Origin of the sequence: Pseudomonas sp. ABC1, assembly GCF_013395055.1 — a bacterium.
In the GTDB taxonomy this organism is placed as follows: domain Bacteria; phylum Pseudomonadota; class Gammaproteobacteria; order Pseudomonadales; family Pseudomonadaceae; genus Stutzerimonas.
Genome location: NZ_CP058349.1, coordinates 1542256 through 1558876 on the forward strand (window position 1 = coordinate 1542256; position 16621 = coordinate 1558876).

General features: G+C 62.9%; 9 protein-coding genes and 1 pseudogene. 1 reads left to right on the top strand and 9 read right to left on the bottom strand.

Features of this window, described 5'->3' with window-relative positions; translation table 11 throughout:
* Window positions 1-33: 33 nt before the first annotated feature.
* From HW090_RS06780 to HW090_RS06810, 7 genes are all read right to left on the bottom strand, one after another.
* On the bottom strand, window positions 34-762 hold the full coding sequence (locus tag HW090_RS06780) for a thioredoxin fold domain-containing protein (protein WP_179112797.1): 729 nt from the start codon (window positions 760-762) through the stop codon (window positions 34-36).
* A gap of 212 nt (window positions 763-974) precedes the next feature.
* Entirely contained in the window at window positions 975-1871 is an 897-nt protein-coding gene (xerD, locus tag HW090_RS06785) for a site-specific tyrosine recombinase XerD (RefSeq protein ID WP_179112798.1), read from the bottom strand.
* Between the two features lie 133 nt (window positions 1872-2004).
* Window positions 2005-2355, bottom strand: a complete 351-nt coding sequence (gene rplS, locus HW090_RS06790) for a 50S ribosomal protein L19 (protein ID WP_179112799.1) — start codon at window positions 2353-2355, stop codon at window positions 2005-2007.
* Between the two features lie 48 nt (window positions 2356-2403).
* Window positions 2404-3153 carry a tRNA (guanosine(37)-N1)-methyltransferase TrmD gene (gene trmD, locus HW090_RS06795; protein WP_179112800.1) on the bottom strand — a complete coding sequence of 250 codons (750 nt, stop codon included), beginning with the start codon at window positions 3151-3153 and terminating at the stop codon, window positions 2404-2406.
* 6 nt (window positions 3154-3159) lie between these two features.
* Window positions 3160-3696 carry a ribosome maturation factor RimM gene (gene rimM / locus HW090_RS06800; protein ID WP_179112801.1) on the bottom strand — a complete coding sequence of 179 codons (537 nt, stop codon included), beginning with the start codon at window positions 3694-3696 and terminating at the stop codon, window positions 3160-3162.
* Window positions 3697-3701: 5 nt separating this feature from the next.
* Window positions 3702-3953, bottom strand: coding sequence for a 30S ribosomal protein S16 (rpsP, locus tag HW090_RS06805; protein WP_179112802.1), 252 nt, complete (start codon window positions 3951-3953; stop codon window positions 3702-3704).
* A gap of 208 nt (window positions 3954-4161) precedes the next feature.
* Window positions 4162-5223, bottom strand: a complete 1062-nt coding sequence (locus HW090_RS06810; RefSeq protein ID WP_179112803.1) for a DUF2333 family protein — start codon at window positions 5221-5223, stop codon at window positions 4162-4164.
* 1682 nt (window positions 5224-6905) lie between these two features.
* Between HW090_RS06810 and HW090_RS18110 the strand changes: the two are divergent.
* Window positions 6906-7421, top strand: a pseudogene (locus HW090_RS18110) (methyl-accepting chemotaxis protein); the annotation flags it as partial.
* Window positions 7422-7497: 76 nt separating this feature from the next.
* Here the strand turns inward: HW090_RS18110 and HW090_RS06820 are convergent.
* Complete coding sequence (locus HW090_RS06820) at window positions 7498-8973, bottom strand: TolC family protein (protein WP_179112805.1); 1476 nt, start codon at window positions 8971-8973, stop codon at window positions 7498-7500.
* Between the two features lie 49 nt (window positions 8974-9022).
* Window positions 9023-16249: a DUF4347 domain-containing protein gene (locus HW090_RS06825; protein ID WP_179112806.1), complete on the bottom strand. Its 7227-nt coding sequence runs from the start codon at window positions 16247-16249 to the stop codon at window positions 9023-9025.
* Between the last annotated feature and the right edge of the window lie 372 nt (window positions 16250-16621).

Sequence of the window (16621 nt, forward strand, 5' to 3'; positions counted from 1 at the left end):
TCAATTACCGCCACACCGGGCGGAAGCTGCGTATCAGCGAGCGGAAAGCGCCACTTCGGCCAACTGCGGCGCCGGCTGGTAACCCGGGATCATCTGACCGTTGGCCAGGACGATGGCCGGGGTTCCCTGTACGCCGGCCATCTGGCCCAGTTCATACTGTTTGGCGACCGGGTTGTCGCACTGCAGCTCGGGAATGCTTTCCCGCGCCTTGGCCTTGTTCATCGCCGCCTGGCGGTCCTTGGCACACCAGACACTGGCCAGCGCCTTCGCCCCCGGACTGCCCAGTCCCTGGCGCGGGAAGGCCAGGTAACGCACTTCGACACCGCGACGATTCAGTTCGGCGACCTCGCTGTGCAATTTCTGGCAATAGCCACAATCGGTATCGGTGAAGACCGTGATATGGGTCTTGGGCTCCTTGGGCGAGAAGATCACCATTTCCTGCCTGGGAATGGCGTTGATCGTCTTGGCCAGGGCTTCGCTCTGGGCCTTTTCGGTCAGGTTGCTCGCCTGGCCGTCCTTGAACTGGAACAGGTACCCCTGGATCAGGAATTGTCCATCGGCGCTGGCATACAGCTGTCGACCTCCCTCCAGTTGAACCTGGTAGAGGCCGCTCATCGGGCTCTCGGCAATACTGTCGATCACCATGTCCGGCTGGACCTGACGGAGGGTTTCACGAATCGCCTGGTCGGGTTCGGTGGCAAGTGCCAGACCGGATGCGGAAAAGGCAAAAGCTGCGGTCAGGATGGCTGGAAACAGGCGCATGAAGGCTCCGCTGAAAGCTATCGGATAGGAAGCGAAGACTACCATAGCTGGCCACCCGGCTTCACAGCCAAAAGCTATGCAGACAGGACAATCACACGAAGATCGTCATGCGTGCTCATATGAACGGACCACACACCTTTTTGCCCCCTCTCCCGCTTGCGGGAGAGGGTTGGGGAGAGGGCTCCTGCAAGGCCCAGGCAATAAGCCGGCGCTCAACCGCGCGGATGATGCTCGGCGTGCAACGCCTGCAAACGTGCCCGGGCGATGTGGGTATAGATCTGCGTGGTCGAGAGGTCGCTATGGCCGAGCAGCATCTGCACGGTGCGCAGGTCCGCGCCATGGTTGAGCAGATGCGTCGCGAAAGCATGGCGCAAGGTATGTGGTGACAACGCGGTCGCAATACAGGCCGCACGCGCATGCAGCTTGATCCGATACCAGAACGTCTGCCGCGTCATGCGCTGCCCCCGCTGACTGGGAAACAGCACATCGCTGACATTCCCCCCCAGCAGCTCACCGCGCGCACCCTTCAGGTAGCGCTCCAGCCAATCCAGCGCCTCCTCGCCCAGCGGAACCAGACGCTCCTTGCTGCCCTTGCCGAAGACCCGGACGACACCCTGACGCAGACTGACTTGCTCCAGGCGCAGATCGACCAATTCGGACACCCGCAGGCCACTGGCATAGAGCACCTCCAGCATGGCCCGATCACGCAGCCCCAGCATGCCCTCCACATCGGGAGCCGCCAGCAGGGCTTCGACATCGGCCTCCGAAAGCGACTTGGGCAGCGGACGGCCGAGCCGAGGCTGCTCGACCTGCAAGGTAGGGTCGGTGGTTATCGTGCCTTCGCGCAAAAGATAGCGGTAGAACCCCCGCAACCCCGACAGCAGGCGAGCGGTCGAACGAGCCTCGTAGCCGTGATCCAGGCGCCAGGCCAGGTGATCGAGGATCGCCTCACGCCCCGCGCTTTCGAGGCACAACCCACGCTCGACCAGCCAGGCGTTGAACTGCCCGATATCCCGACGATAGGCCTCTCGCGTGTTCTGCGACAGGCCTTTTTCCAGCCAGAGCATATCGAGGAAACGGTCTATCAGCGGCGCATCGAGCACTGACATAAAGGACTCTCATCGACACAGGAAGACACGGGCGCCGACTCGTACCCTGGCGCCTCGCGACCTAGCGGAAAACCATACCCCAGAAAACAAGAAAGCAGCCCGGAGGCTGCTTTCTTGTGAAAGAAAAACCGGATCAGACCAGTTTTTCCTTGATGCGGGCGGCCTTGCCGGACAGCGCGCGCAGGTAGTACAGCTTGGCTTTACGTACATCACCACGACGTTTGACAGTCAGGCTCTCAACAACCGGGCTGAAGGTCTGGAAGGTACGCTCTACGCCTACACCGCTGGAGATCTTGCGAACAGTGAAGGCACTGTTCAGACCGCGGTTGCGCTTGCCGATCACAACACCTTCGAAAGCCTGCAGACGCTCACGGTCGCCTTCTTTCACTTTGACCTGGACGACTACGGTGTCACCCGGCGCGAAAGGCGGCAGTTGCTTGGTCATTTGCTCGGCTTCGAGCTGTTGGATGATTTTGTTGGTCATTGCTGTGCTCCTGAGACAGGCCTCCCGGCCCGGCATCGATACGTTCAATCAACTATCGTCCCGCTGACGAATATATTCCGCCAGCAGCTTTTGTTCTTCTCCAGAAGGCGAGCGGCCATCCAGAAGATCAGCGCGACGTTCCCAGGTACGCCCCAGGGACTGCTGCAAACGCCAGCGCCGGATGTGTTCATGGTTGCCGCCAAGCAGCACCTCGGGAACACGTTTTCCCGCATACACCTCCGGTCGGGTGTAGTGCGGGCAATCGAGCAGGCCATCCGTGAAGGAGTCCTCCTCGGCAGATCCCGCATGCCCCAGTGCACCAGGCAAGAGGCGTGTCACAGCATCGACCAGCACCATCGCCGGCAGCTCGCCACCGGACAATACATAGTCGCCAATCGACCATTCTTCATCGACATGCGTCTCGATGAAACGCTCGTCGATGCCTTCGTAACGTCCCGCGATGAGGATCAAACCCTCGGCCTGTGCAAGCATCCGCACGTCGGCCTGTTTCAACTGGCGGCCCTGCGGTGAAAGGTAAATGACCTTCGCATCGGACCCGACCGCTTGCCTGGCATCGGCCAAGGCGAGCTCCAGCGGCTTGATTTTCATCACCATGCCAGGGCCGCCACCAAAAGGGCGGTCATCCACGGTCTGGTGACGATCCTCCGTGTAACTACGCGGATTCCAGCAACGCAGTTCCAGCAACCCCTGTTTCACCGCACGGCTGGTAATGCCGTACTCGGTCAGGGCGGCGAACATGCCCGGAAACAGACTGATGACCTCGACGCGCAATGGCATGGCAAGTCAGAAATCCGCATCCCAGTCGACATGCATTTCGCCTGCTGCCAGGTCGACCCGCAATACGCACTGATCGATATAAGGCAACAGTCGCTCGCGATCATCCAGACTGCCTGGGAACGGCTTGACCACCAACACATCGTTGGCGCCCGTCTCCAGCAGATGATCGACCCGGCCCAGAACCTGCCCGAGCTGATCGATGACCGTCAGCCCCTGCAACTGGAACCAGTAATACTCATCGCCATCGAGAACCGGCAGTTCGGCACGGGGCACGCATATCTCGAAATCAGCGTAACCACGCGCGACTTCGCGATCTGCAACACCCTTGAGGGTCGCCACCAGGATATTGCCCTGCAGACGGCCTTTCACCAGCTCTGCCTGCCTTGTTTCATCACCACGGCGCAATGTCCAGCGGGAATAGGAAAGCAGGTTCTCGATCGGGTCGGTGAAGGAATAGATCTTCACGTCCCCACGCACGCCATGCACCGAAACGATCTTGCCGATGACCAGAAGGTCTTCGGCCGGGGCCGACGTGCTGTTCATACGACTCAGGCAGCAGCCTTGGCAGCTTCCTTCAGCAGCTGAGCAACGCGCTCAGACGGCTGCGCGCCCTGACCCAGCCAGTAGTTGGCGCGCTCCTGGTCGACGGACAGCTTGACTTCAGCACCGGCGGCGATCGGGTTGAAGAAACCGATGCGCTCTACGAAACGGCCATCACGGGCGTTGCGGCTGTCAGTGACGGTCAGGTGATAGAAAGGGCGCTTCTTGGAGCCGCCACGAGCGAGACGAATAGTTACCATGCGGACATCGTTCCTGTAGGTAGTCTGTGCTTGGCCCATGCCAAACGAACACAAGGGCCAGCAGGCCCGAAAGGCGGCATAGTTTAAGGATAAACGCAGGAATTGCAAATGCTTTAGCAGTTGCCGGCTTGATCAGGCCGTGGCTTGCCCCAGTGGATCAAGCCACGGCCGCGCGTACTTGCAACCGCTACGCCGCCGGAGCCTGAGCCTAGCCCTGCGACAGCAGGTTGCGCAGGTCGATGATGGCGGCGTTGGCACGGGAGATGTAGTTGGCCATGACCAGCGAGTGGTTGGCCAGCACACCGTAACCACTGCCATTCAGGACCATCGGGCTCCAGAGCGTCTCCTGGGCGGCTTCCAGCTCACGAATGATCTGGCGCACGCTGATCGTGGCGTTCTTCTTGGCCAGCACATCGGCGAAATCGACCTCGACCGCACGCAGGAAATGCGACAGCGCCCAGGCCTGCCCTCTCGCCTCGTAGAAGACATTGTCGATCTGCATCCATGGCGTTTCGACACGTTCTTCCTTGACCTTGGGCACGATCCCGCTGCGCTCCTGCTCCGGTGCGATATCGGTATCCAGTCGCACACGACCGACACTCGCCGACAGGCGCTGTGACAACGACCCCAGGCGGGTCGCCACATCCCCCAACCAGTTGTTCAGGTTATCGGCCCGCGTATGGAACTGCGCCTGTGGCTCCGGCGCGCCCAGGCGTGCCAGGTAGCGGTCCAGGCCCTGGATGGCCGCGCCATACTCGGACTCGGCGGCGGGCAGCGCCCAGCTGCGGTGGTCGAAGTTGAACAGCGGCTCGCTCTTGGAGAGATCCGGATCCTCCGTCGACTGCGACTGGGAGCGGGCGAAGTCCTTGCGCAGCGCTCGGCTCAGGTCGCGCACCTGTACCAGCACGCCGTATTCCCAGCTTGGCATGTTGTCGAGCCATACGCCGGGCGGCGTCACGTCGTTGCTCAGGTAACCACCCGGCTTGTCCAGCAGGGTGGACGCCACGCGCTTGAGCGTCACGGCGGTGGTATAGCCGCTGACCAGTTGATGCTCCTTCGCCAGTGCGGCCTCGCGAGCACTCTGCTTCACCGGAAACGGATCGGGCTCGAGGCTCCAGTACCAGCCGACGAACAGCGCCAGCAGCAAATAAACGCCCAGCACGATGGCCAGGACCCGCCACAGGACGCGGCGCCCTGAATGAGCAGGCGCCGCCGTGCCCGACGCCGAGGATCGGCCCGAAAGGCCCAAGCGATTCTTCCAGTCCAGCATGATAGGTATGTCCTTTCCGTTGCTTCAGGATTCTGACCGCAACCGTCCCTGTACGTTGCAGCCAGCAGGTCGCCACTATAACGCAGCGGGCCTGGCAAGGCCGCTCCTCTCCCAAGCCCTCTCCCGCAAGCCAGAGAGGAGGCAAAGAGTGCGCCCCCCATGAGGGTCCTGACGAACGGGCTGCCGTCACGCGACTGAAATCAAAGTGCCATAAGGTTTCAGCCTCTCGGTTTTCACACGAGGCCGGCATGCGCCTGAAGTCGCTTACTACACTCAACACCCTGTTGCTGCTCGCCGTCTGCCTTGCCCTCGGGGCAACGCTGTGGTGGTCGGAGCGCGCACTGGAACGCCCTTACCTGCTGATGAGCCGCTACCTGGGGCTGTCGCAACAGTTCCAGCATGGCGTTGCCAGCAATATCCAGGCGTACCTGAGCCACGGCGATGCCGTGCGCCACAGTCACGCCCTGAAAGCGCTGGAAGAACTCGATGGCGGCCTGGACGACCTGCCGACGCAACTGGCCGACACGCTGCGACCCAGCCTGGTCGACCTGCACAGTTTCACTGCCGGCGACCTGCTGGCCGCCGGCAAGCTGGCCGGCGATCCCCAGGGGCTGTTGCTACAGTCCGAGCGCGAACTGGCGGCGGCACTCGAACAATTGGCGCGCTATGCCAACAAAGGCAACGGCAGCGCCTACCTCTCCCCGCTGTTCAGCGCCAGCCAGAACCTGCTCCGACTGAGCCATGCGCGCAGCCAGTTGATCAGCAGTGGCCGGGACACCCTGTACAAGGAAATAGAGCAAGCCCTGCAGACACTCGATGCCGAAGCGAAAAAGATCGAGCGCCTGCCACTGCTGGGTGTGACCGAAGAACGCAAGAGCGATCCCTTCGCCGACCTGCTCGGACTACAGAGCGAAGCTGCCGAACAACCCGCCCAGGACCGGGGCACCGCACTCAAGCGGGAGCTGACCAGCCTGCTCGCCCGCTACCCGGCCGAACTGCAACGCACCCGCGAACTCATCCAGCAACGCAGCGAACTGATGAAGGCCAGCAGTGACCGCACCGAAGCCCTGCAACAGGCCCTGACGGCGCTGGAGCCTGCGGTGCGCGCCGAGCACGCACGCATCCAGAAAGAGGTCCGCATCATCCAGGCCAGCATCATTGCCCTGATCCTGCTGATCGCCCTCGCCATCGACCGCCTGCAACGCCGGCTGACCCGCGCCATGGAACGCCTGGCACCGACCCTTGGCGCCTGGGCCGAGGGCAACTTCAGCCAACCGGCTCGCATCGAGAGTCGCACGCTCGAACTGCAGGACATCGAAGCCTCGGTAAACCGACTGCGGGACTACCTGCTGCAACTGGTCGGCACCCTGCGCGACCAGGCACGCGACGTGGCCGACAGCAGCCATCGCCTGAGCGAAACCAGCTCGGCCCTGCACCAGGGCGCCAGCCATCAGTCGGCCGATACCGCGCTGATTCGCGACTCCCTGGGCGAGCTTGAAGCCACCATCCAGCAGGTCACCGAAGGCAGCGCGGAAGCCGCCACGGCCAGCCGCACCGCGGGCAACGCCATCACGCAAGGCCAGCAGGTCATCGGGCAAAGCCTGCAGGGCCTGCATGCACTGGTCAGCGAAGTACAGGACAACGCCCTGGCCATCGAGCACCTGGCCAATGAAACCACCACCATCGGCAATGTACTGAGCGTGATCGGGTCGATTGCCGAACAGACCAACCTGCTGGCACTGAACGCCGCCATCGAAGCGGCACGCGCCGGCAGCCATGGGCGTGGCTTCGCCGTCGTGGCCGACGAGGTACGCTCCCTGGCACAACGCACCAGCGGCGCGACGGGAGAAATCCAGCGGCTGATCGAAACGCTGCAACTGGCGGCGCGCAAGTCCGTACAGGCCATGCGCAGCCAGGTCAGCCATGCCGAGGAAACGGCACGCCTGGCCGAGTCAGCCGAAGGCGCCCTCGACGAAATCGTCGCCTCGATCGACACCATCGGCAGCATGAGCGAACGCATCGCCCAGACCACTGCCAAGCAGCATGAGGCGGTCAGCGAGATTCGCCGTCACAGCGAACGCATCCACCAGCAAGGCAGCAGCAGCCTCGAACACATCGAAAGCAACCGCCAGCAAAGCGACCAGTTGCTGAAACTGGGCCGCGAGCTGGACAAGGCTACACAGACGTTCTGCCTGTAAGGTACAGGGCTGGCGCCGCATTGGCAGCGCGGCAACGGAGCCAGCGAAACAATCGCTGGCCCCGCACCATGGACTGTCAGCGTCCCCAGTTGGCCTCACTGCTCAGCAGTGCGGAAGCGATGGTTTCAACATTGGCATCCGGAAGCTCCGGAGGCAGCAGGTCGGTACCCGCGCTCACATACAACTGGGCATAGGCATTGCGCAGCTCGGCATAGGACAAATCGCGCTTGAGCTGGGTCTGCAGGTTATTCAACTCGCCCTGAATCAACTCCAGCTCACCGATATTCTGCGTCTGGTAGCGGTTGCGCAATTGCTCGGCGATCTCGCCATCGAGAGCGGCCAGTTCTTCACTGGTGTTGAACTGGCGCACGGCTTCACTGTAGTTGGCGTTGGCCACATACAGTTGGGCCAGAACCGCCATGGACATGGCTTGGCGACGCGCGGCCGCAACGTCCTCACCGGCTTCGGCAACCTTGATGGCCGCAGGCGCAGACAGCACGTTGAACAGGTTCCAGGTGACTTTCACACCATAGTCAGCCCAGCTCTGGTTAGTCAGGAAGGAGTTGCTGTCGTAGTGACCACCCGCGGAGAACTCCAACCCTGGCAACAGACGCAGCATGGCCTTGCGGGTTTCTGCGGCACTGATACGAGCCTGATAATCCTGCTCGCGCAACTCCGGACGGCTGCTCAGGGCCTGCTGCTCCAGCTTGGCGAAGTCGGCCTTGAACTCAGGTACCGCATAGCCCTCTTCAGGCGCCAGCGTGAAATTCGTGTTCAAGGGCAGGTTGATCAGCGCCGCCAGTTCGGTCTTGGCCAGCGATAAGGCACGGCGTTGCTCTTCCAACTGACGGGTCGCCTCGATCAAGGCACGCTGATAGCTCAACGTCTGCACCGGGTCACCGACACGCTGCGCAGCCATGTTCTGGCTGTTCTCGCGCGCCTGGTGAATGCGCCCCATCAGGCTGTCGATCTGAGTCAGCAGGCGCTGTGCCGCTACCGCACGCCAGTACGCCGAACGTACGTCCTGGGTGATGGTGTGGATCACCTTGCGCTTGCGTTCTTCGAGGATCAGGCGCTGGTCCGACTGCTGTTTGGCACTGACGTAGCTGACACCGAAATCCAGGACATTCCATACCATGGTCAGGTCGGCGACATCCCGGCTGCGGTCCTGGGAGGTCGAGGGTTCCAGGGATTGCGTGCCAGTCCGAATACTTTCACTGCTGGAAGCACTCGTGTTGCTTCGCCCGGCATAGCCTGCTTCCACCGCCATGCGCGGCAGCATGTCATAACGCGCCAGGTCGATCTGACGCTTGGCCAGCGCCTCTTCCATCACCTTGAGGCGCGCCTCGAGGTTGTACTTCACGGCACGGGCCATGGCCTGATGCAATGTCAGGGGGCCACTGAGCGGCTCCTGATCCTTGAACATGGTCGCCAAGTCTGTGCGCGCACGTTCCTCGCTGACACTGCGGTCAATTGGCTGACTGGTAACCGCGCAACCACTGATTGCCAGCGCAAGCAGGCTGATACCGAAAAACTTCTGGCTCTTTTTCATCCCTGGCCGCCCCCAAGTACGGCTCGATCATTCAAAGGTGTGCTGTATTTCATGTGCGCTGTCCGATCTGTGCCGACTGAGCCAGAGCCATGGCCAACTCGCGTACATGACGCTGGTCGGCTTCGTTGATTTGCTGCAGTTGCTGCCCGAAGGTGGGTGTACCAAACACGCCGCGCAGGCCATGGTTGATGTCCGCCGGCCGCCACTGACCGCCGTTGAACACGTTCATTTCGCTCACACCCGGGACGTCATGGCTGAAGATCGTCGACAGCGTGCTGCTACCGAAGCCCCCGCCAAGGCCGGCACTGCTGTCGCTGCTGCCGAAGACCTGGGCGATGAAGCTTGGCGCGCTGCTGGCGTTGCCGAGGAAGATGGTACCCAGCGGCTGGATATCGCCGCCGGTGGTACGCACTTCGAACAACGAGCCGGGGACTAGCGGCGATACGCCGTTGTCGGCCACCAGGGTCGGAACTTGTGGCTGAACCATGCTTGGCAGCGGCTCGGCGACAGTCTGTGCTGGGTTGATCCGGTAGTTCAGGTCGCCGACGTCCAAGACCTGCACGGCCTGCGCCGCGCTGCTCAGGCTGGTCGCCAGCGCGTTGCCGGCGCCATCCTGGATGCCGCTGTTCAGCGGGTTCAGGCTCAATTGCAGGGTGCCCTGGCCACGCAGGGCGCCCACCACTATGCGGTAGGTGGTGGCGTCGATGCGCTGCACCGATTGCACCGTGCCGCTGGCGCTGCTGGTACCGAGAACGCTGAAGTCGGCGGCGTCGACGCCACTGACCGCCTCGTTGAAGGTCAGGTTGAAGGTCAGGGTGCGATCGGTTGGCAGGACCGGTCCGACGACCTCGATGCTGGTCGCTCTAGGCGCGCTGGCATCGACCAGGATACCGCTGGTGCTACCGACGTTGTTCAGGCTGGTCAGCGCATCGTTGCCCTGCGCATCGCGGATGCTGCCTTGGTTTACGTCAATGCTCGAAGCGACGTTGAAGGTCGTGTTGCCAGACATGCCGTTGGTGACATTGAGGCGGAAGGTCAGCGTGTCGCTCTGCGAGCCAGACAGGTAGGTGGCGTAGGCGACCTCACCGTTGTCGAGGGTGATCGCCAGGCGCGGTGCACCATTGGCACCGGTACCAGTGTCGACCAGTACCACTTCGCTGGTCTTGACGGTGAAGTCCAGTTGCGACCCTGCCACGTAGGTTCCGGCCGGCGGCACGCCGACCGAGATCACGCTCGGCGCCACGCGGTCGATGTCGTAGCCGCTGCCTTCCCCGCCACCGACGATAGGGTTGCCCGCCACGTCGGTGATGCCGGTGCCGCTGGCATTCAGATCGAGGCGCAGGTTGCCGGCACCGGAGAGATTATCGACGGTGACGAGGTAGGTGCGACCGTCGATCTGGGTCACCGAGGCGATTCGCCCATTGGCGCTGCCGGTGAGCACCAGGCTGAAGTCGCTGCTGTCCACACCCGTGACGGTTTCGTTGAACGTTACGGTAAAGCGGACCGAACCGGCATTGGTCGGGGTAACGTCGACGTTATCGGTACTGACGAAGTTCGGCGCGTTGTTATCGACGATCACCGCGCTGCCACTGCCCACGTTGTTCAGCGTCAGGCTCATGGCGTTGCCGGCGGCATCATGCAAGGTCGCACCACTGCTATCGATGCTGGCCGCCAGGCTGATGCCGTTGGGAGCGTTGACGGTCGAATCGACGGTGTACTCGAAGACCAGCGCCGAAGTACCGGAACCAGCGACGTACTGCGCATAACGGGTCACGCCGCCGATGTTGATCGCCAACTGCGGAGTACCACTGTCGACGATCACCACTTCGCTGGCGTTGACGGTAAAGCGCAGCACGTCACCGGCGTTGTAGGCGCCCGGCGCTGGCAGGGTCACGCTGGCAACGGTTGGCGCCACGCCATCGACCAGCACACCATCGGTGGGTGACAGGCCGTTGAGGGCGAGCTGTGCATCGTTGCCGACGGAATCACGCAGGGTCGCACCGTTAAGCTGGATGGCGTTGCCAAGGGTGATGCCGTTGGTATCCAACTGGCCCGTGGCGACGGTCAGGCGGAACACCAGCGCACTGGTACCGGCGCCGGACACGTAATCGGCCCAGGCTGTCTGGCCATTGTCCAGCAGCACTTCCAGGCGTGGCGAGCCGCCGCTGGTGTTCAACTGCACGTTCTCGCTCAGGTGGACCGTGAAATCGAGGTTCTGGCCGGGGATGTAGGTACCATCGACCGGCACATCGACGCCGGTCACGCTCGGCGCGTCGCGGTCGATGGTGTAGTTCACGCCCACGCGCCCGCCCGGAACCAGGTTGCCGGCGGCATCGGCGATATCGGTGCCTGGCTTGAGGTCCAGGCGCACGGTACCGGTGCCGGTCAGGCCGCTGACCTTGACGGTGAAGGTCTTGCCATCCACGGCAGTGACGCTTTCGATGCTGCCGGCGACGCTGCCACCGAAGATCAGGTTGAAGTCACTCGGATCGACGTTGCCGACGTTCTCGCTGAAGGTCACGGTGTAGCTGACCGAACCGCTGTTGGTCGGCGTGGCGTCGACGCGGGTGATGTTGGTGGCGTACGGCGTGGTGGTGTCGATCAGCACGTTGCCGGTGTTGCCCACGGCGCCGAGGTTGAGGTTCAGCGCGTTGCCGGCCGGGTCGTTGACATGGCCGCCATTGAGGTCAAGGGTGCCGTTCACCACGATGCCGCTGGCGGCGGTGTCGCCGGACTGCACGGTGTACTGGAACACCAGTGCGCCGTCCGCCCCGCCGGAGACGTAGGAGGCGTAACGAGTCACGCCGCCCACGGTGAGCACCAGCCGCGGCGTGCCGCCGAGGGTGTCGACCACCACGCCTTCGCTGGTGTTGACGGTGAAGCTGAGCACGTCGCCCGACTTGTACGAGCCGCTGGCCGGCACGCTGACGGTGGCCACGGTCGGCACGATGCCGTCGACGAGGATGCCGCTGCTGTTGCCCGGCGCCAGTGCGACGGGGCTGTCGTTGCCGGCCAGGTCGCGCAGGCTGCCGCCGTTGAGCTGGATGCTGTTGCCGACGGTAATGCCGTTGCTGTCCTGCTGGCCGCTGGCGACCACGAGACGGAACACCAGGGCGCTGGTACCGCTGCCGGAGACGTACTCGGCATAGGCAACGCCGCCGGTGTCGAGGGTCACTTCGATGCGCGGCGTGCCGCCGGTGGCGTCGACGCTGACCGCTTCGCTGAAGTTGACGGTGAAGTCCATATTCTGCCCGAGGCGATAGCTGGCATCGCTCGGCAGCACGATGTTGCTGATACTCGGTGCCACGCCGTCGACGACGATGGCCTGCTGGCCGGCCAGAGAGCTGGCGCCGCCTACGGCCGGCAGGGTCAGGATCGCCGAGTGGCCCTGGGCGCTCTGCAGAACCGCGCCGTTCAGCGACAGCGCCGAGGTGCTGGCGTAGTCGAGGTCACCGCTGAGGTCACCGACCTGCACGGTGTAGCGGAAGGTCAGCTGGTTGGTCCCGGTGCCACTGAGGTACACCGCCTGACGGTCGATGGCGCCGGTTTCCAGGAGCAGGGTCGGGATGCCGGAGCTAGTGTCGACGATGACGTTGTTGTCGAACTGGACCACGATATCGATGGTCTCGCCGACCTTGTGCGCGCCATCGCTGCCCGGGGCTGCCACCACGCCGGTGATTTTCGGGTTGATCGGCGCGATAGTGATCGACAGGGTATCGGTATCGGTATCGGTCTGGACGCCGCCGGCGCCGCTGTAGCCCTGGTCGTCGCTCACGAAGGTGATCGAGCCGGTGCCGTTGTAGCCGGGCTGCGGGGTGAAGGTCAGGCCGTTCAGGGCGGCGTTGATGGCCGCCAGGGTGCCGGTGAAGACCATCGACGTGTCGTTGGTGCCATCGCCGGTGCTGAAGCTCAGCCCGACGATCGAACCCAGGGTCATCTGCCCGTTGACCGAGGTCAGGGACAGCTTCACGGTGTTGCCGCCGACATCCACGTCGGTGATGGTGATCAGGTTGCCGTTGGCGCTGTTGAACACCAGCGAGCCGTCCTGGAACACGGTCTGGGCGGCCGGCAGGTTGTTGACTGGCGCGTCGTTGACCGCGGCGATCACCAGCGAGATGTTGGCGTTGACCTGCAGGGCGCCGCCGCTGCCGGTGTTGCCGTTGTCGTTGATCGAGATCGACATGGTCTTGACCCCGGCGGCGTTGAGCGCGCCGAGGTAGGTCAGGCGACCGTTGCTGACCAGGGTGTTGATGTCGGCGACGGTGCCTTCCAGGGTGATGGCGTTGGTGCCGTTGTTGGTCACGGTCACCCCACTGCTGGCGGTCGCGCTGAAGGTGCCGTTGCCGTTGGCCACGCTGAAGATCACCCGGACGCTGCCGCTGCCGGAGTCGACATCGCCGAAGGTGATGCCGGCCATGGACTTGGCCACGTCCTCGGTGACGTTGATGCTGACCGGGCCGCTGATGGTCGGCGCGTCGTTCACCGGGGTGATGTCGATAGTCAGGTTGCGCGTGTCGGTGCTGACGCTGGCGGTGTCCAGGCTCAGGCCGAGGGTTACGCTGGTGTTGGAGTTCAACGCCGGGGTGTACTTCAGGCTGCCGGCGGCAATGAAGTTGTTGATCGCGGTCAGGGTGCCGTTGAGGATCAGCGCAGTACCGGTGCCGCTCACGGTCACGCCACTGCCGCTGGTGGCGCTGAGGTTGCCGGCGCCGACGGTCAGGGTCAGAGAGCCGCTGGCGGAGTCGACATCGCTGAGGATGATGCCGGTCACTGGCGACAGGGTGTCTTCGGTCACGGTGACGTTGGTTGGCGCGCTGATCACCGGCGAGTCGTCTACCGCGGTGATGGTGACGCTGCGCGACACGACGTTGGAGTTCAGGCTGCCGTCATTGGCCTGGAAGGTCACGGTGCGGGTCGCGACGATCGGGGCGTCCGAGGTATTGGTAAAGGTCACGGCACGCATCGCCGCCTGGAACTGCGCCTGGGTCGCGGTACCACTGCTGGAGGTCAGGGTCAGGATGCCCAGCCCGGCGTTCCAGGCGCCGGCGATATCGCCGTACACCGCCATGTCGGTGTTGTTGAAGCCAAGCACGTCCTCGCCGGAGGCGTAGTTGGACGTCACCTGCACCCTGACGTAGTCGACGCCCGGGCCGTCTGGATCGCTGAGGTAGATGTTCGCGTCGACTGTCACGGGGGTGGACGTGACGTTGTTGCCCTCGGTCCAGCCCACGCTGCCGCCGCTGCCGGTGACGATCGGCGCATCGTTGATCGCGGTGACCACCACACTGGCGGTGTCAGTGCCGGTAGAGAAGGCGTTGCTGCCACCAAGGAGACTGGTGACGTTCAATCTGGAGCCCTGGCCGCCCTGGGTGCTGTTGGTCTGATCCCAGGCGCGGTAGGTGATGGTGGCCGTCTCGCCATGCACGCCATCCGGTACGAAGCGTACGCGATCCGTTGAGCGCAGGAGCAGTCCGGATGCATCCGAGGCGCTGCCGATATCGGTCCAGCTGAAGCCGTTGTTTGTGCTGTACTGCCAGGTGCCGTAAGTGCTGGTGATGCCGGTGACGATCATGCCCTTGAGCGAGCCGGTGTCGACATCGGTGACGCCACCGAGCAGCGTGTTGACCGCGTCGCCATTGTTGTTGGTGGAGCTGTCGCTCAGGCCGGCCAGGGTCGGGTTGACCGGGGTGATCACCGGCGCATCGTTGACCGGTATGACCGATACGGTGGAAACGATATTTAGAGCCGCGGTGTTATTGCTGCCGCTGTCGGTAATTTCAGTGATGGTGACTACGCGACTGCTGTTGCCGGGGTCGTCGCTGCCATTGCCGTAGGTGATGTTGTTGATCAGGGTATTCATCTGGGCATCGGTACGGCTCATGCCGCTGAGCGTGACCGTTGCCGTACCGGCAACGACACTGACGCTATAGCTACCGCCGCTCGCCAATACACCGCTGTTACCGTTGCTGAGACCAATGTTGATGCCGTCGATGCTTAAAACCTCCAAAGCGCCGTTGCTGACATTGGTTACCGTGAAAGTAGCCCCCGTGAAGCTCTGGTCACTGTCATTGGTGCTGGCAGTGACATTGGAAAACAGTGCAACCGGACTGCTGTTTTCGAGATAGTTCGGATTAGTGCCAGAGGCACTGACACTGGGCGCAGTATCCGCAGCGGTGCTGGTTGAAGTGAAACGCCAGACCAGTACGCCGTCCCCCCCTGTCCCCGCGGTGTCGATATGAAAGGAGATCGTCTTATCGTCGCCGACAACGCTGGCTGAGATATCCGCAGGGCTCGTAGTTGCATCTGTGTCAGCAGTGATAGAGGTAATGGCATCCAGGGTGCCATTACTGAAGACGACATCGAGGCGGGCTATCCCTTCTCTCACAGAGACGTCGTTGGTAACGAATGTCATAGTGATTGTTGATGCGGAGGGGTCGATGTCGATGTACCAATTGGACTCGCTTACGTCCGCGCGCCCATCCATAAGGAATTCGACACCTGCACCTACTGTGGCGCTCAAGGCCGGTGCTCCGTCAATCAGCAGTTCGGCAGTGGTATTGCTGACATTCAACGCATGCTGGTAAGTGTCGATCTGCAAAACCGAGGCTTCAATCTCACCGGTATTCACCTCAAGGTTCCAGTCGCCCCCTTTTCCAGTAATGTCGTCGGACGCTGCGACGTCAGCACCGGTGGCAGCCGCCAGTGAGCTGATGAAGTCGATGCCTGCGGTATCGGCCCCGACGCTACAGCCATACAACAGCAAATCGCCATCGGCATTCAGCGCCGCGCCAATGCTTTCAAGCGCGGCGCGGTGTTCGACAAGGTTGGCACTGCTGAGCCAGATATTGCCCACCAGCACCGTACCGTCAGCACCGTGGGACAGGAGGTGGATGGCATCCAGGCCCTCACGGCCCTTGAGGTACTCGGCCATCTGCTGCAGGCCGTCCTTGCTCGGGTCAAGGATGACCACTTCGGCGCTACCCGGCAGGCCTGCGAGCAGTTCGCCAACATTGGCCACGCCGCCATCGACGAAGACCACTTCCTGGCGCTGGTTCTGTGGGCTACGCGCATCCGCGCTGGCAGCGTCAGCCGTGCTGGAGGCACTGTCCCGGGCCGTATCGGCGGCGGTCTGCGCGGCAGCGTCCTCGGCCACCACGGCCACAGAGGCATCGAACATGATTCGCGGCTCAAGGGCCACCAGCAACGGAGCAGGGCCAGGCTCGACGAGGCGCGGCGGCTGGGCGGGCTTGCGCGAGAATCGCTCGATGAATTTCATGCTGCATCTCCTGGGATGTCACCGCAGTATCCGGCTGGACACTGCGGCCAAAATAAGTGGCGGAGCCCTGTAGTTCCGCCGAGGGTTGCCATCAGTTGCAACTCGAAGCCATGCACTGCCATATGTCGAAAACACGGACCGCCAGAACGTGGGCCGCACCGCGAAAACAGCCGCGAACCGCACGCCAGGAACAGTCGTTCTACGCGCACCGAGGAGCAGAGCCGCTCAGTGCGAACCCGATCGCCAGCATCAGTGAAGTCCAGCGCAGGCCGTAGTATCACGGTGCACTGTTACTTAGAGACGAACATCTTGGGGCCTGGTCACGCGGGGAGGTTGTCCGTCAATGGGCAGACGACCAACCGCTGTATCGGT

Bases quoted from the DNA above. Each gene is read 5' to 3' on its own strand.
- rpsP (WP_179112802.1), bottom strand. From the start codon at position 3,953: ATGGTAACTATTCGTCTCGCTCGTGGCGGCTCCAAGAAGCGCCCTTTC.
- trmD (WP_179112800.1), bottom strand. From the start codon at position 3,153: ATGCCATTGCGCGTCGAGGTCATCAGTCTGTTTCCGGGCATGTTCGCC.
- HW090_RS06780 (WP_179112797.1), bottom strand. From the start codon at position 762: ATGCGCCTGTTTCCAGCCATCCTGACCGCAGCTTTTGCCTTTTCCGCA.
- xerD (WP_179112798.1), bottom strand. From the start codon at position 1,871: ATGTCAGTGCTCGATGCGCCGCTGATAGACCGTTTCCTCGATATGCTC.
- HW090_RS06825 (WP_179112806.1), bottom strand. From the start codon at position 16,249: ATGAAATTCATCGAGCGATTCTCGCGCAAGCCCGCCCAGCCGCCGCGC.
- rplS (WP_179112799.1), bottom strand. From the start codon at position 2,355: ATGACCAACAAAATCATCCAACAGCTCGAAGCCGAGCAAATGACCAAG.
- HW090_RS06810 (WP_179112803.1), bottom strand. From the start codon at position 5,223: ATGCTGGACTGGAAGAATCGCTTGGGCCTTTCGGGCCGATCCTCGGCG.
- rimM (WP_179112801.1), bottom strand. From the start codon at position 3,696: ATGAACAGCACGTCGGCCCCGGCCGAAGACCTTCTGGTCATCGGCAAG.
- HW090_RS06820 (WP_179112805.1), bottom strand. From the start codon at position 8,973: ATGAAAAAGAGCCAGAAGTTTTTCGGTATCAGCCTGCTTGCGCTGGCA.